Below are 23,051 nucleotides of genomic sequence, written 5' to 3'. Positions count from 1 at the left end.
TCGAGAGAGTTGAATCAATGCCGCACATTTTGATCGTCGAAGACGAAACCATTATCCGCTCTGCCTTGCGTCGCCTGCTTGAACGTAATCAGTACCAGGTCAGCGAAGCCGGCTCGGTGCAGGAAGCCCAAGAGCGTTTCAGCATTCCCACGTTCGACCTGATCGTCAGTGACCTGCGTTTGCCAGGCGCCCCCGGCACCGAGCTGATCAAGCTCGGCCAAGGCACTCCGGTGCTGATCATGACCAGCTACGCCAGCCTGCGCTCGGCCGTGGACTCCATGAAGATGGGCGCGGTGGACTACATTGCCAAGCCCTTCGACCACGACGAAATGCTCCAGGCCGTAGCGCGCATCCTGCGTGACCGTCAATCGGCCAGCAGCGCACCGGCTGAACGCCCGGCAGCGGGCAAGGCCGCCAATGGTTCTGAAAAACCCGGTATTGATAACAGTAACGGCGAAATCGGCATCATCGGCTCCTGCCCACCCATGCAGGACCTTTACAGCAAGATCCGCAAAGTAGCGCCAACCGACTCCAATGTACTGATCCAGGGCGAGTCCGGTACCGGTAAAGAACTGGTGGCCCGTGCCCTGCACAACCTGTCCAAGCGCGCCAAGGCACCGATGATCTCGGTGAACTGCGCGGCGATCCCCGAATCCCTGATCGAATCCGAATTGTTCGGCCATGAAAAAGGCGCCTTTACCGGCGCCAGTGCTGGCCGTGCGGGTTTGGTTGAAGCCGCCGACGGCGGCACGCTGTTCCTCGACGAGATTGGCGAACTGCCGCTGGAAGCCCAGGCACGCTTGCTGCGGGTACTCCAGGAAGGCGAAATACGTCGCGTCGGTTCGGTACAGTCGCAAAAGGTCGACGTACGACTGATTGCGGCCACTCACCGTGACCTGAAGAGCCTGGCCAAGATTGGCCAGTTCCGTGAAGACCTTTATTACCGTCTGCACGTGATCGCACTCAAACTGCCGGCCCTGCGTGAGCGCGGCGCTGACGTCAACGAAATCGCCACGGCCTTCCTGGCGCGCCAGAGTGCGCGCATCAACCGTACCGACCTGAAGTTTGCTGCCGATGCCGAGCAGGCGATTCGTCACTACTCCTGGCCGGGTAACGTGCGGGAGCTGGAAAACGCGGTAGAGCGTGCGGTGATTCTGTCGGAGAGCCCGGAAATTTCCGCCGAGCTGCTGGGGATCGATATCGAGCTCAGCGACCTGGATGATGATGACTTCATCGGTTTGCCACCGCAGCAAGGTGGCGGCAGTAACAACAGCCACGAGCCGACAGAAGATTTGTCACTGGAAGATTACTTCCAGCATTTCGTGCTGGAGCACCAGGACCACATGACCGAGACCGAACTGGCGCGCAAACTGGGCGTCAGCCGTAAATGCCTGTGGGAACGGCGCCAGCGCCTGGGTATCCCGCGGCGCAAGACCGGGGTTGCCAGCGAAAGCTGAGTGGGTCGCCCCCACAGGTAACACCCGCAGATGTGAAAAAACTGTTACCGCTGATTTTTCACGTAACAAAAGCCGGGGCTTACGGTAACGAAGCCCCGGCTTTTTTTCGCCTACAAAAAACCCGAAAACGCCCCAAACCCCTTATTTTGCTGGGCCTCGCAAAAGTTGGCACGCACCCTGCTATATGCTTAGTACAAAAACAATAACAAGCAAATGTACAAGACAATAAAAATAAGACGAATCGACTCACGCATAACAAAAACAACACGGCGGAGGCGCAGCTAACTGATTCTTTTGGAGAGGCGTTGCATTTGGGGCTTGCCCCGCAACCAGGCCGAGAACAACAAAAACTGCCCTAAGGCAGAGCCTGAACTGGTTGGATCGTAGATCAGCAACACAGCGACCAAAGCAATCCGTTTGCTCTTGGCTCCCGATTGGGAGTGTCATGAAGGTGAAGCTTCATGGCGAGGGCGATCAACAAAAACAAGAAGCCCGAAACCAATAATAAAAACAGAGCACGCAACTACTTCTGGGGGAGCTTCGGCTCCCCTTGTAGTTTCCGCGATTTGGCACCTGCCACCCTTCTTTTAAGCTTCTGGCTCAAGCCTTGCAGCTAGTTCCTACACCATCCCCTGACTAAATGCTAGAATCCCGGCCCATCATGCGGTCATTCTTCGTTATGGCCGAACATTCCTTCAAACAGTGCATCCCATGCTGAAGAAGTTGTTCCAGTCATTCCGTTCTCCCTTGCGTCGTACGCAACACAAACGCAGCACGCCTGAAGTGCTCAATAGCAGCCAGCATTCGCTGCAACGCGCCCAGTTCAGCCGTTATGCGGTGAACATCGTCGAACGTTTGCAGAACGCCGGCTACCAGGCCTACCTGGTTGGCGGTTGCGTGCGCGACATGTTGCTCAATATCACTCCCAAGGATTTCGACGTCGCCACCAGCGCCACGCCGGAACAAGTGCGTGCCGAATTCCGCAATGCGCGGATCATCGGCCGGCGCTTCAAGTTGGTGCACATCCACTTTGGTCGCGAGATCATCGAGGTCGCGACCTTCCGCGCCAACCATCCGCAAAACGATGAAGAAGAAGACACTAACCAGTCTTCCCGCAACGAAAGCGGGCGCATCCTGCGGGACAACGTCTACGGCACCCTGGAAGAAGACGCGCAGCGCCGCGACTTCACCATCAATGCCCTGTATTACGATCCGGTCAGCGAGCGCATCCTCGATTACGCCAATGGCGTACACGACATCCGCAACAACCTGCTGCGCCTGATCGGCGACCCGACGCAACGCTACCAGGAAGACCCGGTGCGCATGCTGCGGGCCGTGCGTTTCGCCGCCAAGCTGAACTTCGGCATCGAGAAGCACACGGCCGCGCCGATTCGCGACCTGGCGCCGATGCTGCGGGAAATCCCCTCGGCCCGGTTGTTCGAAGAGGTGCTCAAGCTGTTCCTCTCCGGCTATGCTGCCGACACCTTCGAAATGCTGGTAGACCTGCAGTTGTTCGACCCACTGTTCCCGGCCAGCGCCGAAGCACTGGAGTACAACCCGACCTACACCCACACGCTGATCAGCGAAGCCTTGATCAACACCGACCTGCGCATCAAGCAGAACAAACCGGTAACCCCGGCGTTCCTGTTTGCCGCCCTGTTGTGGCCAGCGCTTCCAAAACGCGTCATGCGCTTGCAAGACCGTGGCATGCCGGCAATTCCGGCCATGCAGGAAGCCGCTCACGAGCTGATCGCCGAGCAATGCCAGCGCATCGCCATCCCGAAACGCTTCACCATGCCGATCCGCGAGATCTGGGACATGCAGGAGCGCCTGCCACGCCGCAGCGGCAAACGCGCCGACCTGCTGCTGGACAACCCGCGCTTCCGTGCCGGCTATGACTTCCTGCTGCTGCGCGAAAGCGCCGGCGAGCAGACCGACGGCCTGGGCGAATGGTGGACCGACTACCAGGACGCCAACGACAGCCAGCGCCGCGAGATGATCAAAGAGCTCAGCAGCAAAGGCGAAGCCACCGGCGATGGCCCGAAAAAACGTCGCCGCAGCAGTGGCAGCAAGCGCAAACGCAGCGCTGGCGATTCATCGAGCGCGTCGGGCGAGTAAGCACGTGGAACGTATCTACGTCGGCATGGGCAGCAACCTGGCTGCCCCTGAACAACAATTGCGCGACGCCATCGAGGCCCTCGCGCAATTGCCGGACACCACGCTGGCGGGCGTCTCCGCCTTCTATCAAAGTGATTCCCTGCTCCCGGGCCAGCCGCGCTATACCAATGCGGTCGCGGCCCTGGACAGCGCCCTGGCACCACTGGAACTGCTCGATGCGCTGCAAGCCATCGAGAATGACCAGGGCCGCGAGCGTCTTGAGCGTTGGGGCCCGCGCACCCTGGACCTGGATATCCTGGTGTTTGGCGACCGGCTGATCGACGAGCCACGCCTGAAGGTGCCGCACTATCAAATGCACCTGCGGGCGTTCGTGCTTTACCCGCTGGCAGAACTGGCCCCGGCCAGCCTGCAACTGGCCGATGGCCGCCTGCTCGGCGACCTGCTGGATGCCTGCCCGTTTGTCGGCCTGGAACGCCTGCCTTCAAACCTGTAGGAGCGAGCTTGCTCGCGAAAAACCTGAGAACACCGCTGGGCGCCAGGCTTCCCGCGTCATCATTGACGACCTTCGCGAGCAAGCTCGCTCCTGCATTTACTACGCATCATTTACTGCTGAATCGCATCAGTAACAGCGGTAACACCACCGCCGTAACAATGCGGTAACACATCCAATTGACTTCCAGAGTCCTCCTCACGACTATAGGCGTCCCGCTGCCGCCTACCCGGCGCTAAAGGGCGCAATCCAGGCCTTATAAGCACTGATCCTTAAGAAAGTGCGCCTGTATAAACGAAGACTCACGCGCGTTACTCGCTGTTTCCAAGCGCCTGAATGAGGACCCTTTTCATGCCAAACGTTACCCTGAGCACCTTGCAGAGCCTCAAGCTCAAAGGTGAAAAGATCACCATGCTGACCTGCTACGACGCCACTTTTGCCCAGGCCAGCAGCCAGGCAGGAGTTGAAGTGTTGCTGGTGGGGGACTCCCTGGGCATGGTTCTACAAGGGAATGACAGCACCCTGCCCGTCACCAACGATGAAATCGCTTACCACACGGCCTGCGTCAAGCGCGGCAACGAAGGCGCCTTCATCATTGCCGACCTGCCCTTCATGGCCGATGCCACCATCGAACAGACCCTGACCAACAGTGCTCAACTGATGCGTGCCGGTGCACACATGATCAAGGTTGAAGGTGCCGCCTGGCTCGCCGAGTCAATTCGTTTGCTGGCTGAACGCGGCGTGCCGGTTTGCGCGCACATGGGCCTGACGCCACAGTCGGTGAATATCCTCGGCGGCTACAAGGTACAAGGCCGCGGCGAAGCCCAGGCGCGCCAGATGCGGGCCGATGCCATCGCCCTTGAACAGGCCGGTGCGTGCATGATTCTGCTCGAATGCGTGCCAAGCGAGCTGGCAGCGGAAATCACCCAGGCCGTTAAAGTACCGGTGATCGGTATCGGCGCCGGTTCTGCCACAGACGGCCAGGTATTGGTACTGCATGACATGCTGGGCCTGTCCCTTACCGGCCGCGTACCCAAGTTCGTGAAGAACTTCATGGCGGGCCAGGACAGCATCCAATCAGCCCTCGCCGCCTATGTCAGCGAAGTCAAAGCCATCACCTTCCCGGGCGCCGAACACGGATTCTCCGCATGAACACCGTCAAGACCGTGCGCGAACTGCGCGCCGCCGTCACCCATGCCCGCAGCGCGGGCAAACGCATCGGCTTCGTGCCCACCATGGGCAACCTGCACAGCGGCCATGCCACGCTGGTCACCAAGGCTGCGCAACAAGCCGACTTCGTGGTGGCGAGCATTTTCGTCAACCCGCTGCAATTTGGCGCCGGCGAAGACCTGGACAAATACCCGCGCACCCTGGCGGCCGACCAGGAGAAGCTCTTGCAAGCCGGTTGCAACCTGCTGTTCGCCCCGACCGTCGACGAAATGTACCCCGACGGCATGGCCGGCCAGACTCGCGTCAGCGTGCCGCAACTGTCCGAAGGCCTGTGCGGCGCCAGCCGGCCCGGGCATTTTGAAGGCGTGGCCACGGTGGTCAGCAAGCTGTTCAACATGGTCCAGCCGGACCTGGCGATCTTTGGCCAGAAGGACTACCAGCAACTGGCGGTGATTCGCGCCATGGTCCATGACCTGAACATGCCGATCCAGATTATCGGCGAGCCGACCGTGCGCGCCGACGACGGCCTCGCGCTGTCGTCGCGCAATGGTTACCTCACCGACGAGCAGCGCGCGATCGCACCGGTGCTGTACCGCAGCCTCAGCCAGATCGCCGCCGCCATTGAAGCGGGCGACCGCGACTTCGCCAAACTGCGTGCCGCACAGGTCCAGCAGATCGAAGCGGCAGGTTTTCGCATGGACTACCTGGAGGTTCGCCAGGGCCTGCACCTGCGTCCGGCCACCGCCGAAGACAAAGACCTGGTGATCCTGGTCGCCGCCTACCTGGGCGCCACCCGGCTGATCGACAACCTGCATCTGCACCTGAACTGACCCCGCCGCACACCCCGCCTGTTGCACTGCCTGATCGGCCGGTATAAAAAAGTACCGGCCACAGCGCAGACAAAGCCAAGACAGATCGACACGCTAGGTTTAATGTATTCGCCCTACGCTCTTCGTTGGCGTTGACCGGAGCCTGTCATCTTCACAAAGACAGGACATTCCCGGCTTTCAAGTGTCCTAAAAGCAGTCCCAGCAATAAAAAGGAAACCCGCAGCGATGGCGTACTACCGCACTCCTCATGACGTTACCGCTCTGCCCGCCTGGCAAGCGCTCAATCAACATCGCCAAGCCATGCAGGATTTCAGCATGCGCGAAGCCTTTAATGCCGATCCCCAGCGCTTTACCCAGTTCACCTTGAGCAGCTGCGGACTTTTCCTCGATTACTCGAAAAACCTGATCACCAGCGAAACCCGCGACCTGCTGGTAGGCCTGGCCAAGGAAGTCGACCTTCAGGGCGCGATCAAGTCGCTGTTCAACGGCGAGCCGGTCAACTCTTCCGAAGGCCGCCCGGCGCTGCACACCGCACTGCGCCGCCCAGTGGGTGACAAACTGTCGGTCAACGGCGTGAACATCATGCCGGACGTGCACAAGGTGCTGAACCAGATCACTGACCTGGTCGGCCGCATCCACGACGGCCTGTGGCGTGGCTACACCGAGAAGCCGATCACCGACGTGGTGAACATCGGTATCGGTGGCTCGTTCCTCGGCCCGGAGCTGGTGTCTGAAGCGCTGTTGTCCTACGCCCACAAAGGCGTGCGCTGCCATTACCTGGCGAACATCGACGGCAGTGAGTTCCACGAGCTGACCATGAAGCTGCGCGCCGAGACCACGCTGTTCATCGTCTCGTCGAAATCCTTCAACACCCTCGAAACCCTGAAAAACGCCCAGGCCGCCCGCGCCTGGTACCTGGCCCAGGGTGGCTCGGAAGCCGAGCTGTATCGCCACTTCATCGCCGTATCGAGCAACAACGCGGCGGCCGTGGCCTTCGGTATCCGCGAAGAGAACATTTTCCCGATGTGGGACTGGGTGGGCGGTCGTTACTCGCTGTGGTCGGCCATCGGCCTGCCCATCGCGCTGGCCATCGGCATGTCCAACTTCAAGGAACTGCTGTCCGGCGCCTACACCATGGACCAGCATTTCCAGACCGCTCCATTCGAGGCGAACATGCCGGTGCTGCTCGGCCTGCTGGGCGTGTGGTACGGCAACTTCTGGGGCGCGCAGAGCCACGCAATCCTGCCGTACGATCACTACCTGCGTAACATCACCAAGCACCTGCAACAGCTGGACATGGAATCCAACGGCAAGAGCGTGCGCCAGGACGGTACGCCGGTTTCCACCGACACCGGCCCGGTTATCTGGGGCGGCGTAGGCTGCAACGGCCAGCATGCTTACCACCAGCTGCTGCACCAGGGCACCCAACTGATCCCGGCCGACTTCATCGTACCGATCGTCAGCTTCAACCCGGTTTCCGACCACCATCAGTGGCTGTACGCCAACTGCCTGTCCCAGAGCCAGGCCCTGATGCTCGGCAAGACCCGCGCCGAGGCTGAAGCCGAGCTGCGCGACAAGGGCATGGACGAAGCCGAAGTGCAGAAGCTGGCACCGCACAAGGTGATCCCGGGCAACCGTCCGAGCAACACCATTGTGGTTGAACGCATCAGCCCTCGCCGTCTTGGCGCACTGGTGGCGATGTATGAACACAAAGTGTTCGTGCAAAGCGTCATCTGGGGCATCAACGCGTTCGACCAGTGGGGCGTGGAGTTGGGCAAGGAGCTGGGCAAAGGCGTCTACAACCGCCTGACCGGCACTGAAGAACAGCCTGCGGACGACGCGTCCACCCAGGGGTTGATCAACTACTTCCGCGGCCGTCACCGCGGTTGATGGTATCAGCACTACAATGAGGGTCTGAACCTGCGGGAGCGGACCCTTGTAGGAGCTGGCTTGCCAGCGATGCAAACACCTCGGTGAAACTCAATACCGAAGTGATGCAATCGCTGGCAAGCCAGCTCCTACGAGGGTCGCAAAGCTCCCCTCTTGTCGCAAAAAACAAGAATAAGGATCCCTCATGTTCGATATCAGCACGTTCCCCACCGCCGATGCCGTCCGCCGGGCTGCGCAACTCAGTCAAGAGGACTACCAGCGCCTCTACCGCCAATCCGTCGAGCAACCCGATACGTTCTGGGCCGAACAGGCCAAGCGCTTTCTCGACTGGTCCACGCCTTGGCAGACCGTTCAGAAATCCGACATCAAGACCGGCGCCGCCCAATGGTTTGCCGGTGGCCAACTGAACGTCAGTTACAACTGCATCGACCGTCACCTGGCGCAACGTGCCGACCAGCCGGCCTTCATCTGGGAAGGCGATGATCCTGCAAAGTCTTCCAAAATCACCTACCGCCAACTCCACCAAAACGTCAGCCGCCTGGCCAACGTGCTGAAAAGCCGTGGCGTAAAGAAAGGCGACCGCGTGTGTATCTACATGCCGATGATTCCCGAGGCGGCCTACGCGATGCTGGCCTGTACGCGGATTGGTGCGGTGCATTCGGTGGTGTTTGGCGGATTCTCGCCGGACGCCCTGCGCGACCGCATTCTCGACGCCGATTGCCGCACGGTGATCACCGCCGATGAAGGCGTGCGCGGCGGCAAGCCGGTGGCGCTGAAACAGAATGTCGACAAGGCTCTGGCCAGTTGCCCGGGTGTCAGCACGGTACTGGTGGTGCAGCGCACTGGCGCGGCAGTCAATTGGACTGAAGGGCGCGACCTCAAGTATCAACAGGCCCTGGATGCAGCCAGCGACGACTGCCCGCCCGAGCCGATGGATGCGGAAGACCCGCTGTTTATCCTCTACACCTCCGGCAGCACCGGCAAACCCAAAGGTGTGTTGCACACCACCGGCGGTTACCTGCTGCAGGCTGCGATGACCTTCAAGTACGTGCTCGATTACCGCGAAGGCGAAGTGTTCTGGTGCACCGCCGATGTCGGCTGGGTCACCGGCCACAGCTATATCGTGTACGGGCCACTGGCCAATGGTGCGACCTCGCTGATGTTCGAAGGCGTGCCGAGCTACCCGGACAGCTCGCGGTTCTGGCAGGTGATCGACAAACACAAGGTCAACATCTTCTACACAGCGCCGACCGCGTTACGCGCGCTGATGCGGGAAGGCCACGGCCCACTGGAAAACACTTCCCGCGCCAGCCTGCGCCTGCTGGGCAGTGTCGGCGAGCCAATCAACCCGGAAGCCTGGGACTGGTACTTCAATGCCGTGGGCGAACAACGCTGCCCGATTGTCGACACCTGGTGGCAGACCGAAACCGGCGGCATCATGCTCAGCCCGCTGGTCAGCGCCCAGCGGATCAAGCCCGGCTGCGCCACCCAGCCGATGTTTGGCGTGGTGCCGGTGCTGCTCGACGAGCAAGGCAAGGAAATCAGTGGCGCCGGCAGCGGCGTGCTGGCGATCAAATCCAGCTGGCCAGGGCAGATCCGCAGCGTGTACGGCGACCCTCAGCGGATGATCGACACCTATTTCAAACCCTACCCCGGCTACTACTTTACCGGCGACGGCGCGCGGCGCGACGAGGATGGTGACTACTGGATCACCGGCCGCATCGACGATGTGATCAATGTTTCCGGGCACCGCATCGGCACCGCCGAAGTCGAAAGCGCCCTGGTGCTGCATGATCAGGTCGCAGAAGCCGCGGTGGTCGGTTATCCACACGACGTAAAAGGCCAGGGCATCTATGCCTTCGTCACGCCCATGAATGGCGTCGAGCCCGACGACGCGCTGAAAAAGCACCTGCTGGACCTGGTCAGCAAGGAAATCGGCAGCTTCGCCAAGCCCGAGCTGATTCAATGGGCGCCGGCCTTGCCGAAAACCCGCTCAGGCAAGATCATGCGGCGGATCCTGCGCAAGATTGCCTGCAACGAGCTGGACAGCCTGGGAGATACATCCACACTGGCCGACCCGAGCGTGGTGGACGGCCTGATCGACAAGCGCCTCAACCGCTAGGAACCCATGGAATTCATTCGCAGCCGCATCGAAAACCAGCTGATGAGCCTGACCGGCTTGTCGCTGGGCCAACTCGACCTGGAGAACCCCAAGGGCGATCCGGGTCTCTTTGGGCCGAACTCGGTGAGCTGGAAGGTCCATGGCGACTTCAGCAGCATGTTGATCGGCGGCATCAGCGCGTTGATGTTGCAGGCATTGCACCCGCTGGCGTTGGCCGGCGTGTGGGACCACTCGAACTTTCGGCAGGACATGCTGGGGCGGTTACGACGCACCTCGCAGTTCATTTCCGGCACCACGTTTGGTTCGCGGCGTGACGCCGAATGGCTGATCGAGAAAGTGCGCACCATTCACCTGCAAGTGGTCGGCCATGCACCGGACGGCCGACCGTATGCCGCCAGTGATCCCGAGTTGCTGACCTGGGTGCATGTGGCGGAGGTCAGCAACTTTCTCGCGGCCCACCTGCGTTATCGCAACCCGGATTTATCTGCGAGGGATCAAGACCGGTACTACAGCGAAATCGCCCTGGTGGCCGAGCAATTGGGCGCGCGCCATGTGCCGCGTTCGCGCCAGGAAATTTCCGATTACCTTGAGCGTATCCGTCCGCAACTGCTGTGTGACCAGCGCAGCCACGAAGTCCTGCGCCTGCTGCTCAATGCGCCGTCTCCCAGCACCCTGGCCAAGCCGTTTGGCTCGCTGATGATGCAGGCCGGTATCGACCTGCTGCCGGACTGGGCCAGCGACATGCTCGGGCAGAAGCAAAGCCCGATCCAGCGCCAGATGATTCGTGCCGGGGTCAGGCGCAGCGCGCCGTTGTTGCGCTGGGCCATGCGCAATGGTTCGGTGCAGCGGGCCCACAGGCGAATGGGCCTGCTGGAGCCATAACTGTTAAACTCCCGCGCCCCAATTACTCTGCAAGGCGCGCACTATGTCTTCCTTGAATCAGGCGCTGCGCGCCGCCCTCGATCATCGCCAGGACCTGCTCGCCGAGCTGCATGCGCAAGGTACCGATTGCTATCGCCTGTTCCACGGCAGCCAGGAAGGCGCCGGTGGCCTGACGATCGACCGCTACGGCCCGCAACTGCTGGTGCAGAGTTTTCACCAGTCGCTGGAAAGCGACGACCTGTTGCACCTGCATCAAGCAATCAACCAGCACCTGGGGCTTGAACTGCTGCTGGTCTACAACGACCGCTCCCGGGGCAACTCGCGCATCGACCGTGAAGACACGGTGTACCGCGCCGAGCCCGCAGCCCTGGAAGACCTGGTCGGCCACGAATGGGGCCTCAATTACCGCGTGCGCGGCCGCCATGCCGGGCAAGACCCGCTGTTGTTCCTGGACCTGCGCAACACCCGCGGCTGGGTCAAGGCACACAGCGCCGGCGAAAGCGTGCTGAACCTGTTTGCCTACACCTGCGGCGTAGGCCTGAGTGCTGCTGCCGGTGGCGCTCGTGAGGTGTGCAACCTGGACTTTGCCGAGGGCAACCTGGCGGTCGGTCGCGAAAACGGTCAACTCAACCCGCAATTGCCGACGATGGAATTCATCCAGTCCGACTACTTCCCGGCAATCCGCCAGCTGGCCGGCCTGCCCATCAGCCAGCGTCGGGGGCAGAAGCTGCCGAGTTACCCGCGCCTGGAGCAGCGTCAATACGATCTGGTACTGCTCGACCCGCCCGCCTGGGCCAAGAGCGCCTTCGGCACGGTCGACCTGCTGCGCGACTACCAGAGCCTGCTCAAGCCGGCGCTGCTGGCCACGGCCGACAACGGCGTGCTGATCTGCTGCAACAACCTGGCGAAAGTCGGCATGGACGACTGGCGTGACCAGGTCCTGCGCTGCGCGGAAAAGGCCGGGCGCCCGGTGCGCGACTGGCAGGTCATGACACCCGGCGCAGACTTCCCGTCCCACGACCAGCAACCACCGCTGAAGACCCTGATCCTGCAACTGTAGGACTTGTCCCAAAAGGGCCAGGGCGCAGTAATAAAGGCCCGGCTCTTCGGAACCGTAAACCCGTGCCATACTCCAAGGCACTCTTGATTGACATAGATGGCGTCACATATGCCCAAAGGATTGATTCGCGCCGCTGGCGCCTTGCTGACCGCCCTTGCCCTGTACAGCTTGCTGGGCTTCCTGATTCTCCCCGGTATTGCCCTTCGCGTGGCCAACCAACAGTTGGCCAACTACGCCACGGTGCCGGCGCGTGTCGAGCGTATCGAGCTCAACCCGTTCAGCCTCGAACTGACCGTGTGGGGCCTGAATATCGGTGAGCCGGGCAAGGAGCAAGTGGCCTTTGAACGCCTCTATGCCAACCTGCAGATCGACAGCCTGTGGACCCGCGCCCTGCACCTGGCCGACGTACAACTCGACAAGCCCAAGACCGAGCTGCTGTTCGACAAATCCGGCCAGCTCAACCTGGCGCAGCTGTTCAAACTCCCGGCCAGCGAACCGACACCAACCGATCCGAACGCCAAGCCATTCCCGCTGCGCATCGATAACATCAAGCTGGCAGGCGGCTATGTGCACTTCCAGGATTTGCGCCCGAGCGAGCCGATCGAGTTTCTCTACGACAAACTCGATTTCGAGCTGAAAAACCTCAGCACGCTGCCCGATGACAACGCCGACATGACCCTGGTGGCAGCCGGCCCTGAAGGCGGCCAGATCGACTGGACCGGCAACTTCAGCCTGATCCCGATCGCCTCCGAGGGCAAACTCAAGGTTACCGACGGCAAGATGAAAGTCTGGTGGCCGTATGTACGTGACGCGGTGCCGCTGGTTCTGGAAGACGGCATCCTCAACTTCAGCACCGACTACAAGCTGAGCCTGGCCAAGGAAACCGAGCTGAACCTGACCAACGTTGCCCTGAGTGTCGCGCCGTTTGCGATCAAGGCCCCGGATGGCCGGCCGCTCGCGCGCCTGCAGAAGCTGGACGTCAGCGAAACCACCGTGGACCTGGCCAAACAGCAAGTGATCGTCGGCAAGATCCGCAGTAATAAACTCGAAACCTGGGCCGCCCTTGAAGCCGACGGCCAGCTGGACTGGCAGAAGCTGTTTGCCAGCCAACCGAGCAAACCTGCAACTGCACCCGCAGCCGAGCCAGCCACCGCACCCGCTACCGCCGACTCGCCAAAACCTGCACCGGCAGCGCCGAGCAAGCCTTGGCAAGTGCTGCTCAAGGACGTGCAACTGCGCGACTATCAAGTGCATCTGGCTGACCGCTCGGCCAAACCGGCAGTCGCCCTGGAAGTCGGGCCGCTGAACCTTGACCTGCAGGGTTTCGACAGCCTTAACCAGAGCCCTTTTACCCTCAAGCTCGATACCGGCGTAGGCAAACAAGGCAAGCTCGAGGCGACCGGCCAGGTCAACCTGAGCCCGGTCAGCGCCAAGCTGAAAGTGGATACCAAGGACATCGACCTGCGCGTCGCCCAGTCCTATATCAGCCCATTTATCCGCCTGGAACTGCGTAGCGGCATGCTCGGCAGCAACCTCGACGTGAACCTGAAAAGCACCGACCCCCTGGCATTCCAGGTGACCGGCCGGGCCCAGGTCGACCAGTTGCACACCCTGGACACCATGAAGACCCGCGACTTCCTCAAGTGGCAGCGCCTGGTGCTGGAAGGCGTGAATTATCAACATGGCGACAGCCTGTCGATCGACAAGGTCAACCTGTTGCAGCCCTATGCGCGCTTCATGATCAACGATGACCGCACCACCAACATCGATGACCTGCTGATCCCGCAGCCGGCCAACAGCCCCGGCAAGTCCGCGGCGAAACCTGCGGCCAGCAAAGAGAAGCCCCTGGGCATTCATATTGGTCAAATTGCGATCAACGACGGCTCGGCCAACTTCGCCGACTTCAGCCTGACCCCGAACTTCGCCACGGCCATCCAGCAGCTCAACGGCCAGATCGGCACCATTGACAGTCGCCAGGCCAAACCGGCGAGCGTCGACGTCAAGGGCAAGGTTGACCGTTATGCACCGGTCACCATCAAGGGCAGCGTGAATCCGTTTGACCCGATGGCCGCACTGGATATCGCCACCAGCTTCAAACGCGTCGAACTGACCACCCTGACGCCATACTCGGGCAAGTTTGCCGGGTTCCGCATCCGCAAGGGTCGGCTCAACCTTGACCTGCATTACGTCATCACCAAGGGCCAGTTGAAGGCCGAAAACAAGGTGGTGGTCGAGCAACTGCAACTGGGTGAGAAGGTCGACAGCGCCGACGCCGTGGACCTGCCGATTCGCCTGGCGATAGCCCTGCTCAAGGACTCCGACGGCAAGATCTCGATCGAACTGCCGGTGACCGGCGACTTGAACAACCCGCAGTTCAGCGTCATGCCGATTGTCTGGCAGACCCTGCGCAACCTGGTAGTGCGTGCGGCCACGGCGCCATTCAAGTTCATTGGTGGCCTGATCAGCGGTGGTGGTGCTCAAGACCTTGGCAACGTGTCGTTTGCCGCAGGCTCGAGCGAGCTGAGCAAGGATTCCCAGTCGGCCCTCGACAGCCTGGCCAAAGCCCTCAAGGAGCGCCCTGCGCTGCGCCTGGAGATCGAAGGCACCGCCGCTGCCAGCAGTGACGGCCCGCTTTTGGCCGCACAACGGCTGGAACGCGAATACCAGTACAACTACTACAAGATCCTCCAGCGCCGTGGCGACAAGGTGCCGGCCCAGGCGTCGTTGCTTGAAGTACCGGAAAAGGAAAAGGCGCCGCTGCTGGAAGGCATCTACCGCACCCGCCTGAAACAACAGCCTCCGGCCGAATGGAAAGACCTGAGCAATGACGAGCGCACCGCCAAGCTGCGGGACGGTGTGATCAAGTTCTGGAGTGGCAGTGACGTGTTGCTGCGCCAACTGGGCCAGGACCGCGCCAGCGCGATCAAGGACTACCTGGTAGACAAGGCGCAGCTGGAAGATGAGCGGGTTTACTTTATCGATGCAAACCTTGGGGAAGCGGAGAAAGATGGTCGGGTGGTAACACCGATGCATCTGGATGCCGAATAAACCGGCACCCGCTGAGTACCTGTGGCGAGGGGGCTTGTCCCCCGTTGGGCTGCGTAGCGGCCCCAATGAGGGCGTCGCGGTCATTCAGGCGGATCACCGTCGTCATACCAAGGGGCCGCTACGCAGCCCAACGGGGGCAAGCCCCCTCGCCACAAGAGCCTCGCTGACCTCCCCACTTTTCTACCCACAATAGAACAGGCCCCGACACAAGTGCCGGGGCCTGTAATGACCACATCCGTGTGGTCGGTCGCATGAACCTGTGAGGTGCATTGAGCGGATATCTAACTCGCTCGTGGCCGCCTCCGCCTAGCTCAGGCGATTCGTTAAGCGTTACTCTGCTTTCAGGCCGTCGGCCGATACAGCTTTAACGCCTTTGATTTTCTTGGTGATGTTCACCGCGGTAGTTTTCTGCGCTTCAGTCACTGCGACGGTCGACGACAGGGAAACTACACCTTTGTTGGTTTCGACTTTGATGTCGGTGCCAGGAATACCTTTCTCGGTTACCAGGTCAGCTTTCACTTTGGTGGTGATCCAAGTGTCCGAGGTGGACTCTTTGGCACCAGCAGCTGCGCTTTTGGTTTTGTCGACGTTATCAGCCTTGGTAGCGCCGCCAGCCATCAGGCCGTCAGCCGAAACTGCGGTTACGCCTTTGATTTTCTTGGTGATCGCTACAGCAGTAGCTTTCTGAGCGTCAGAGATAGCAACTGTCGAGGACAGGGAAACCACACCTTTGTTGGTCTCAACCTTAATGTCCGAACCAGGAATACCTTTCTCGGTCAGCAGGTCAGCTTTGACTTTGGTGGTGATCCAGGTATCCGAAGTGGACTCTTTAGCCTTGGTGACTTCACCGGCCGCCAGCGTCATAGGGGCTTGGGAAGTCTGAGCAAAGGCTACGTTAGCACCCATGGCCAGGGTCAGAGCGGTAGCAGTAGCGAGAGCGAACTTCTTCATACGAGTAACTCCTGTTTTATTAAAAGTCTGCAGTACGTAAACCTTGATGCTGCAGCGTTAACAGGGATATTGCAGACAGTGTGCCAACTCGACGCGGCCAATTAAATCCTTATAAAACAATACGTTATGAAAACAGGTGATTTTCGGAATCGTGCAACTTGCATGAAGACGAACGTGCCTGCATGCAAGTTGCGGCTTTTGGGGTATGGCTAAACGCCTGATTTCGCGACACTTTCCCGCAGGCATAAAAAAAGGACTCCGAAGAGTCCTTTTTCAGCTTGCAGCGACGGGGTGATTAAACGCCCGAAGCCTTGGCTGCTGCTACGTCCTTGATGGACAGCTTGATACGGCCGCGGTTGTCCACGTCCAGTACCAGCACTTCCACTTCCTGGCCTTCTTTCAGGATGTCGGTCACTTTCTCAACGCGAGCATCGCTCAGCATGGAGATGTGAACCAGACCGTCCTTGCCCGGCAGGATGTTGACGAATGCGCCGAAGTCGACGATGCGCTCAACCTTACCGACGTAGATCTTGCCGATCTCGGCTTCAGCAGTGATACCCAGGACGCGCTGACGTGCCGCTTCAGCCGCTTCCTTGGTTTCGCCGAAGATCTTGATCGAGCCGTCGTCTTCGATGTCGATCGAAGCCTTGGTCTCTTCACAGATCGCACGAATGGTCGCGCCGCCTTTACCGATAACATCACGGATTTTGTCGGTGTCGATTTTCATCGCGATCATGGTCGGAGCATTTTCCGACAGTTCGGTACGGGACTGGCCAATGATCTGGTTCATCTGACCGAGGATGTTCAGGCGCGCTTCCAGGGCTTGGCCCAGAGCGATTTCCATGATTTCTTCGGTGATGCCCTTGATCTTGATGTCCATCTGCAGCGCGGTAACACCTTTGGCGGTACCGGCTACTTTGAAGTCCATGTCGCCCAGGTGGTCTTCGTCGCCCAGGATGTCGGTCAGGATGGCGAACTTTTCGCCTTCTTTAACCAGGCCCATGGCGATACCGGCAACCGGTGCCTTCATCGGAACGCCGGCATCCATCAGAGCCAGGGAAGCGCCGCAGACCGAAGCCATGGAGCTGGAACCGTTGGACTCGGTGATTTCCGACACAACGCGAATGGTGTACGGGAACACGTCGGCGGCAGGCAACATGGCTGCAATCGAACGACGGGCCAGACGGCCGTGACCGATTTCGCGACGACCAGCGCCACCCATGCGACCACACTCACCTACCGAGAACGGAGGGAAGTTGTAGTGCAGCATGAACGGGTCTTTTTTCTCGCCTTCCAGGGTGTCCAGCAGCTGTGCGTCACGGGCAGTACCCAGTGTTGCAACAACCAGGGCCTGGGTTTCACCGCGGGTGAACAGGGCCGAACCGTGGGTTTTTGGCAGAACGCCGACTTCGATGTTCAGCGGACGTACGGTGCGGGTGTCGCGGCCGTCGATACGTGGCTTGCCGTTAACGATGTTTTCGCGAACGGTGCGGTATTCGATTTCGCCGAAGGCTGCTTTGACTTCGCTGGAAGAAGGCTGGCCTTCTTCACCGGACAGCTTGGCAACAACCTGGTCCTTCAGCTCACCCAGGCGAGCGTAACGGTCGGCCTTGATGGTGATGGTGTAGGCGTCGGAGATAGCGGTGCCGAACTCGGAGCGGATAGCGCCCAGCAGTGCAGTAGCTTCTGGCTGAGGAGCCCAGGTCCAGGTTGGCTTGGCAGCTTCAGCGGCCAGTTCCTTGACAGCGTTGATCACAACCTGGAACTCGTCGTGAGCAAACAGTACAGCGCCCAGCATCTGGTCTTCGGTCAGCTCTTTGGCTTCCGATTCAACCATCAACACGGCTTCCGAAGTACCGGCAACGACCATGTCCAGGCTCGAAGCTTTCTGTTGTTCGTAAGTCGGGTTCAGCAGGTAGCCGGTGCTTTCGTGGAATGCAACACGGGCAGCGCCGATCGGACCATCGAAAGGAATACCGGAGATGGCCAGGGCCGCCGAGGTACCGATCATCGCAGCGATGTCCGGATCGGTCTTCTTGCTGGTGGAAACGACGGTGCAGACAACCTGCACTTCGTTCATGAAGCCTTCTGGGAACAGCGGACGGATCGGACGGTCGATCAGTCGGGAAGTCAGGGTTTCTTTCTCGGAAGGACGGCCTTCACGCTTGAAGAAACCACCAGGGATCTTACCGGCAGCGTAAGTCTTTTCCTGGTAGTGAACGGAAAGAGGGAAGAAGCCTTTGCTTGGGTCAGCGGTCTTTGCGCCTACAACGGTCACCAATACGGTGACGTCGTCGTCAACGGTGACCAGCACTGCGCCGGAGGCTTGACGGGCGATACGGCCTGTCTCGAGGGTAACGGTCGACTGACCGAACTGGAATTTTTTGATAACCGGGTTCACGGTGTCCTACCTTCTTTGTGGCTCTTGGGGAACTTGTCTTCTTGCGAAATTCTTGGGCAATGTCGGGAATCGGCCCAACGCCTGTCCAGGGTAAAACGTGTATCCAGATAAAACTTGAGGCTGGAAGCCTGCCATGGGCCAGCGGGAAACCCACTGACACACGACAGCCAACCAACCTCTAGCGCAATCGCTTATTAGCGACGCAGACCCAGGCGACCGATCAGAGTCTGATAACGACCCAGATCCTTGCCTTTCAGGTAGTCCAGCAGCTTACGGCGCTGGTTTACCATGCGGATCAGACCACGACGGGAGTGGTGATCTTTACCGTTGGCCTTGAAGTGACCTTGCAGCTTGTTGATGTTGTGGGTCAGCAGTGCAACTTGCACTTCTGGCGAACCAGTGTCACCAACAGCTTGCTGATAGTCAGCAACGATTTGTGCTTTTTCTTGAACGTCGAGAGCCATGAGGCAATCCTTTTTTCAGGAAACCACCCAAAGGGCAGTTTCAACAGGCCAGGGACAAATCCCTGTATCTAAAAATGAGTAGTGACCATGCCTGCTAACAGCCACCCTCGTTCCAGTTTGAGTAAAAGCTACTGCGCTTTTACCACAAACTGGTTTCGGTCATTCTGACCGAATCAGTCGACGCGGCGCGATGCGCCCGTCTTCGCTCACTTCACCGATACCGATAAAGCGACCGTTGTGATCTTGTACCCGCACCATGCCGAACTTCGGGGCATCCGGTGCACGTACCGGCTGGCCGTTAAGCCAGTAGAACGCGCTGTGCTCCGAGAAGTGCAGCAATGGCCAATCCAGTAAACCGCTGTCCGATGGCATCAGGAAGCGATCAACCGCTTCGTTGCCGCCTTCGGCATGCACTGCCTCCAGCTCTTCCAGCGTGACCGTCTGGGCCAGGGTGAAAGGGCCTGCCTGGGTGCGTCGCAGTTCTGCAACGTATGCGCCACAGCCTAGTTGCTCACCGATATCTTCCACGAGGGTACGGATATAGGTGCCTTTGCTGCAGTCCACCGCCAACCGGGCAGTGTCGCCTTCAGCAGCGAGCAATTCCAAGCGCGCAATAGTAACAGAACGCGGTTCGCGCTCCACCACTTCCCCTGCACGTGCCAGCTTGTAAAGAGGCTGGCCATCACGCTTGAGAGCCGAGTACATCGGCGGTATCTGACTGATTTGCCCACGAAAAGCAGGTAAGGCAGCTTCGATATCAGCACGACCGACGGTCACCTCGCGAACCTGCAAAACATCACCTTCGGCGTCTGCCGTGGTGGTGGTCTTGCCCAGTTGCATCAGGGTCTCGTAGCCCTTGTCGGAATCGAGCAGGTATTGCGAAAACTTGGTGGCCTCGCCGAAGCACAACGGCAACACGCCGGTGGCCAAGGGGTCGAGGCTGCCGGTGTGCCCTGCCTTCTCGGCATTGAGCAGCCAGCGAACCTTCTGCAACGCCGCATTGGAGGTAAAACCAATGGGCTTGTCGAGCAGAATGATGCCGCTGACATTACGACGGATACGTTTGACCTGAGCCACCGATTACTCCTTGGCGTCTTCAGGCGTGGCGGATTCCGGGTGCTGATTGTCTTCAGCCACGGCCCGCTCGATCAGTGCCGACAGGTGCGCGCCACGCACGACACTTTCGTCGTAGTGGAAGTGCAACTGAGGAACGCTGCGCAGCTTCATTTCGCGGGCCAACTGCATACGCAGGAAACCTGCGGCGGAGTTGAGCACCTTGATGCTTTGCGCGATTTCTTCGCTGTTGTCCTGGCCCATCACGGTGATGAAGATCTTGGCGTGACCAACGTCACGGCTGACTTCAACGGCGGTGATGGTGACCAGGCCAACACGTGGGTCTTTTACTTCACGACGGATCAGCTGTGCCAGCTCACGCTGCATCTGATCGCCGATACGTTGGGTACGGCTGTATTCTTTTGCCATGTCTTGTTACCTGTTGCTGCCACACGGTGAAACCCGTGGGGTCTGAAAGCGGCAAACGCCCGGCCTGACAAAAGCCAGACCGGGCGTTGCGTTTAGAGTCCGGACACAGCGCCAGGCATTTGCATGCCCGGGCGCTGCGTGGCCCTTGAAGTACGCGAGTTAGAGGCTGCGAGCAACCTGGACCTTCTCGTAGACTTCGATCTTGTCACCCGCCTTGACGTCGTTGTAGCTCTTGACGCCAATACCGCATTCCATGCCGGCACGTACTTCGGAAGCGTCATCCTTGAAGCGGCGCAGGGATTCCAGCTCGCCTTCGAAGATAACGATGTCTTCACGCAGTACACGGATTGGACGGTTACGGTGCACAACACCTTCGATAACCATGCAACCGGCGATCGCGCCGAATTTCGGCGAGCGGAACACGTCACGCACCTCGGCCACACCCAGGATGTTCTCCCGGACGTCGCTGCCAAGCATGCCGGTGAGGGCTTTCTTGACGTCTTCGATGATGTCGTAGATGACGTTGTAGTAACGCATGTCCAGGCCTTCCTGCTCGACGATCTTCCGTGCGCCAGCATCGGCACGCACGTTGAAGCCGAACAGTACAGCGTTGGAGGCCAGCGCCAGGTTGGCATCGGATTCGGTGATACCACCGACACCGCCACCGACCACACGCACTTGCACTTCGTCGTTACCCAGGCCATTCAAGGCGCCGTTCAACGCTTCGAGGGAACCACGAACGTCAGATTTGAGGACGATGTTAAGCGTCTTCTTCTCTGCCTGGCCCATGTTCTCGAAGATGTTTTCCAGCTTGCCGGCGTGAGCACGGGCCAGCTTGACTTCGCGGAACTTGCCTTGACGGAACAGAGCCACTTCACGGGCTTTCTTCTCGTCCGACAGCACGCTCATCTCGTCGCCAGCGTCCGGGGTACCGTCCAGGCCGAGGATCTCGACAGGGATGGAAGGACCGGCTTCCTTGATTGGCTTGCCGTTCTCGTCGAGCATGGCACGTACACGGCCATAGTTCGAACCGACCAGTACCATGTCGCCTTGGCGCAGGGTACCGTCTTGAACCAGAACGGTTGCAACCGGGCCACGACCCTTGTCGAGACGCGATTCAACCACAACACCACGACCCGGGGCCGATGGAGTTGCTTTCAGTTCAAGAACTTCGGCTTGCAGCAGGACAGCTTCGAGCAGTTCGTCTACACCGGTACCGACTTTCGCCGAAACCGAAACGAATGGCGTATCACCGCCCCACTCTTCGGAAGTCACGCCGTGAACCGACAGTTCGCTACGGATGCGATCGAGATCGGCGCCCGGCTTGTCGATTTTGTTCACTGCAACAACCAGAGGAACACCAGCGGCTTTAGCGTGCTGGACAGCTTCAATGGTCTGCGGCATTACGCCGTCGTCCGCTGCAACTACCAGGATCACGATGTCAGTCGCCTTGGCACCACGGGCACGCATGGCGGTAAACGCGGCGTGACCAGGGGTGTCGAGGAAGGTGACCATGCCGCGCTCGGTTTCAACGTGGTATGCACCGATGTGCTGGGTGATGCCGCCGGCTTCGCCTGCAGCTACCTTGGCACGACGGATATAGTCGAGCAGCGAGGTCTTACCATGGTCAACGTGGCCCATTACGGTCACGACTGGCGCACGGGAGAACGTCTCGCCTTCAAACTTCAGGGACTCGGCCAGGGAATCTTCCAGGGCGGTGTCGCTGACCAGGGTCACTTTGTGGCCCAGCTCTTCAGCAACCAGTTGGGCAGTTTCCTGGTCCAGTACCTGGTTGATGGTCGCTGGGGTACCCAGTTTGAACATGAACTTGATGATTTCAGCAGCCTTGACCGACATCTGATTGGCGAGGTCGCCAACAGTGATGGTCTCGCCGATCTGCACGTCACGCACGACAGGGCCGGTTGGGCTCTGGAAACCGTGGGCGTTGCGCTTCTTCAGCTTGGCCTTGCCGCGACCACCGCGACGGAAGCTGTCGCTTTCTTCGTCGGTAGTACGTGGGGCAACGCGTGGCGCTGGCGCCTTCTCTTTGACCGAAGCACGATGTGGAGCGTTTTTGCGCTCACCATCGCCACTGCCACGACGATTGTTATCGTCGGCACGTGGTTTGTCCGGGCGGCGAGGTTCTTCGCGTTTGCGAGCGTCGGCTGCAGGAGCTGGCGCGGCGGCAACCGGAGCGGCCTCACGAACAGCTTCAACAGGCGCGCTAGGCGCAGCAACGGCCTCAGTGTTAGCAGGTTGCGCAGCAGCAGGCTGGCGACGCGCTTCTTCTTCGGCGCGACGCTTGGCTTCTTCTTCAGCCTTCTGACGAGCAGCATTTTCTACTGCGCGACGTTCTTCCAGTTCGCGTTTGCGCTCGGCTTCGATTTCTTCCGGGCTGCGCTGTACGAAGACTTTCTTCTTGCGTACTTCAACGCTGATGCTCTTGCTGCCAGCAACACGCAGGGTGCTGGTGGTTTTGCGCTGCAATGTAATCTTGCGCGGTTCTTCCACTTTCGCCTTGTGGCTGCTCTTCAAGTGAGTCAGCAAAGACTGCTTCTCACTATCGCTCACACCTTCGTCGGCGGCGGTGTGCGGCAGACCTGCCTCACGCATCTGCTGCAACAGGCGCTCTACCGGTGTTTTGACCTCATCGGCCAGTTGTTTCACCGTGACTTGCGTCATGCAC

The 23,051-nt window shown here is 59.8% G+C and carries 16 protein-coding genes; 10 read left to right on the top strand and 6 right to left on the bottom strand.

The window, feature by feature from the left end; translation table 11 throughout:
* Positions 1-17: 17 nt before the first annotated feature.
* The 10 genes from JV201_RS03755 (at position 18) to JV201_RS03710 (ending at position 15,067) form a co-directional block, all read left to right on the top strand.
* Positions 18-1,457 carry a sigma-54 dependent transcriptional regulator gene (locus JV201_RS03755; RefSeq protein ID WP_003212159.1) on the top strand — a complete coding sequence of 480 codons (1,440 nt, stop codon included), beginning with the start codon at positions 18-20 and terminating at the stop codon, positions 1,455-1,457.
* Between the two features lie 711 nt (positions 1,458-2,168).
* Entirely contained in the window at positions 2,169-3,575 is a 1,407-nt protein-coding gene (locus tag JV201_RS03750) for a polynucleotide adenylyltransferase PcnB (protein WP_003212161.1), read from the top strand.
* Between the two features lie 4 nt (positions 3,576-3,579).
* The gene (gene folK / locus JV201_RS03745; protein WP_003212163.1) at positions 3,580-4,068 is read left to right on the top strand and encodes a 2-amino-4-hydroxy-6-hydroxymethyldihydropteridine diphosphokinase; all 489 of its coding nucleotides are present in this window, start codon (positions 3,580-3,582) and stop codon (positions 4,066-4,068) included.
* 348 nt (positions 4,069-4,416) lie between these two features.
* A complete protein-coding gene (panB, locus tag JV201_RS03740; protein WP_102368085.1) occupies positions 4,417-5,217 on the top strand; it encodes a 3-methyl-2-oxobutanoate hydroxymethyltransferase in 801 nt (266 codons plus the stop codon).
* Positions 5,214-6,065: a pantoate--beta-alanine ligase gene (panC, locus tag JV201_RS03735; protein WP_008436871.1), complete on the top strand. Its 852-nt coding sequence runs from the start codon at positions 5,214-5,216 to the stop codon at positions 6,063-6,065. The genes panB and panC overlap by 4 nt, the downstream gene beginning before the upstream one ends.
* A gap of 225 nt (positions 6,066-6,290) precedes the next feature.
* The gene (pgi, locus tag JV201_RS03730) at positions 6,291-7,955 is read left to right on the top strand and encodes a glucose-6-phosphate isomerase (RefSeq protein WP_003212168.1); all 1,665 of its coding nucleotides are present in this window, start codon (positions 6,291-6,293) and stop codon (positions 7,953-7,955) included.
* A 184-nt stretch (positions 7,956-8,139) separates the two neighbouring features.
* Positions 8,140-10,077 (top strand): acetate--CoA ligase, encoded by a 1,938-nt coding sequence (gene acs, locus JV201_RS03725; RefSeq protein ID WP_219406530.1) that lies wholly within the window; start codon positions 8,140-8,142, stop codon positions 10,075-10,077.
* A 6-nt stretch (positions 10,078-10,083) separates the two neighbouring features.
* Positions 10,084-10,959, top strand: a complete 876-nt coding sequence (locus JV201_RS03720) for an oxygenase MpaB family protein (protein ID WP_102604509.1) — start codon at positions 10,084-10,086, stop codon at positions 10,957-10,959.
* Positions 10,960-11,002: 43 nt separating this feature from the next.
* Entirely contained in the window at positions 11,003-12,019 is a 1,017-nt protein-coding gene (locus JV201_RS03715; RefSeq protein WP_219406529.1) for a class I SAM-dependent rRNA methyltransferase, read from the top strand.
* Between the two features lie 108 nt (positions 12,020-12,127).
* Positions 12,128-15,067: a DUF748 domain-containing protein gene (locus JV201_RS03710; RefSeq protein ID WP_008436847.1), complete on the top strand. Its 2,940-nt coding sequence runs from the start codon at positions 12,128-12,130 to the stop codon at positions 15,065-15,067.
* A gap of 330 nt (positions 15,068-15,397) precedes the next feature.
* Here JV201_RS03710 and JV201_RS03705 read toward each other — a convergent pair whose 3' ends face one another.
* The 6 genes from JV201_RS03705 to infB form a co-directional block, all read right to left on the bottom strand.
* The gene (locus JV201_RS03705) at positions 15,398-16,018 is read right to left on the bottom strand and encodes a BON domain-containing protein (RefSeq protein ID WP_003212178.1); all 621 of its coding nucleotides are present in this window, start codon (positions 16,016-16,018) and stop codon (positions 15,398-15,400) included.
* Between the two features lie 295 nt (positions 16,019-16,313).
* Positions 16,314-18,419 carry a polyribonucleotide nucleotidyltransferase gene (gene pnp / locus JV201_RS03700; RefSeq protein WP_003212180.1) on the bottom strand — a complete coding sequence of 702 codons (2,106 nt, stop codon included), beginning with the start codon at positions 18,417-18,419 and terminating at the stop codon, positions 16,314-16,316.
* A gap of 194 nt (positions 18,420-18,613) precedes the next feature.
* Positions 18,614-18,883: a 30S ribosomal protein S15 gene (gene rpsO, locus JV201_RS03695; RefSeq protein WP_003177875.1), complete on the bottom strand. Its 270-nt coding sequence runs from the start codon at positions 18,881-18,883 to the stop codon at positions 18,614-18,616.
* 159 nt (positions 18,884-19,042) lie between these two features.
* Positions 19,043-19,960 (bottom strand): tRNA pseudouridine(55) synthase TruB, encoded by a 918-nt coding sequence (gene truB, locus JV201_RS03690; RefSeq protein ID WP_003212182.1) that lies wholly within the window; start codon positions 19,958-19,960, stop codon positions 19,043-19,045.
* 3 nt (positions 19,961-19,963) lie between these two features.
* On the bottom strand, positions 19,964-20,365 hold the full coding sequence (gene rbfA, locus JV201_RS03685) for a 30S ribosome-binding factor RbfA (protein WP_003212184.1): 402 nt from the start codon (positions 20,363-20,365) through the stop codon (positions 19,964-19,966).
* A 159-nt stretch (positions 20,366-20,524) separates the two neighbouring features.
* A complete protein-coding gene (gene infB, locus JV201_RS03680; protein ID WP_003212186.1) occupies positions 20,525-23,047 on the bottom strand; it encodes a translation initiation factor IF-2 in 2,523 nt (840 codons plus the stop codon).
* Positions 23,048-23,051: the final 4 nt, after the last annotated feature.

It is taken from the genome of Pseudomonas sp. Colony2 (genome assembly GCF_019382755.1).
GTDB lineage: Bacteria > Pseudomonadota > Gammaproteobacteria > Pseudomonadales > Pseudomonadaceae > Aquipseudomonas.
The sequence above is the reverse complement of the archived record's forward strand: the minus strand, read 5'-3'. Positions and strand labels throughout refer to the sequence as shown.

What these genes read in the sequence shown, in the direction of transcription:
- JV201_RS03755 (WP_003212159.1), top strand. Translation starts at nt 18, where the DNA reads ATGCCGCACATTTTGATCGTCGAAGACGAAACCATTATCCGCTCTGCC.
- JV201_RS03750 (WP_003212161.1), top strand. Translation starts at nt 2,169, where the DNA reads ATGCTGAAGAAGTTGTTCCAGTCATTCCGTTCTCCCTTGCGTCGTACG.
- panB (WP_102368085.1), top strand. Translation starts at nt 4,417, where the DNA reads ATGCCAAACGTTACCCTGAGCACCTTGCAGAGCCTCAAGCTCAAAGGT.
- panC (WP_008436871.1), top strand. Translation starts at nt 5,214, where the DNA reads ATGAACACCGTCAAGACCGTGCGCGAACTGCGCGCCGCCGTCACCCAT.
- pgi (WP_003212168.1), top strand. Translation starts at nt 6,291, where the DNA reads ATGGCGTACTACCGCACTCCTCATGACGTTACCGCTCTGCCCGCCTGG.
- acs (WP_219406530.1), top strand. Translation starts at nt 8,140, where the DNA reads ATGTTCGATATCAGCACGTTCCCCACCGCCGATGCCGTCCGCCGGGCT.
- JV201_RS03720 (WP_102604509.1), top strand. Translation starts at nt 10,084, where the DNA reads ATGGAATTCATTCGCAGCCGCATCGAAAACCAGCTGATGAGCCTGACC.
- JV201_RS03715 (WP_219406529.1), top strand. Translation starts at nt 11,003, where the DNA reads ATGTCTTCCTTGAATCAGGCGCTGCGCGCCGCCCTCGATCATCGCCAG.
- JV201_RS03710 (WP_008436847.1), top strand. Translation starts at nt 12,128, where the DNA reads ATGCCCAAAGGATTGATTCGCGCCGCTGGCGCCTTGCTGACCGCCCTT.
- JV201_RS03705 (WP_003212178.1), bottom strand. Translation starts at nt 16,018, where the DNA reads ATGAAGAAGTTCGCTCTCGCTACTGCTACCGCTCTGACCCTGGCCATG.
- rpsO (WP_003177875.1), bottom strand. Translation starts at nt 18,883, where the DNA reads ATGGCTCTCGACGTTCAAGAAAAAGCACAAATCGTTGCTGACTATCAG.
- rbfA (WP_003212184.1), bottom strand. Translation starts at nt 20,365, where the DNA reads ATGGCAAAAGAATACAGCCGTACCCAACGTATCGGCGATCAGATGCAG.
- infB (WP_003212186.1), bottom strand. Translation starts at nt 23,047, where the DNA reads ATGACGCAAGTCACGGTGAAACAACTGGCCGATGAGGTCAAAACACCG.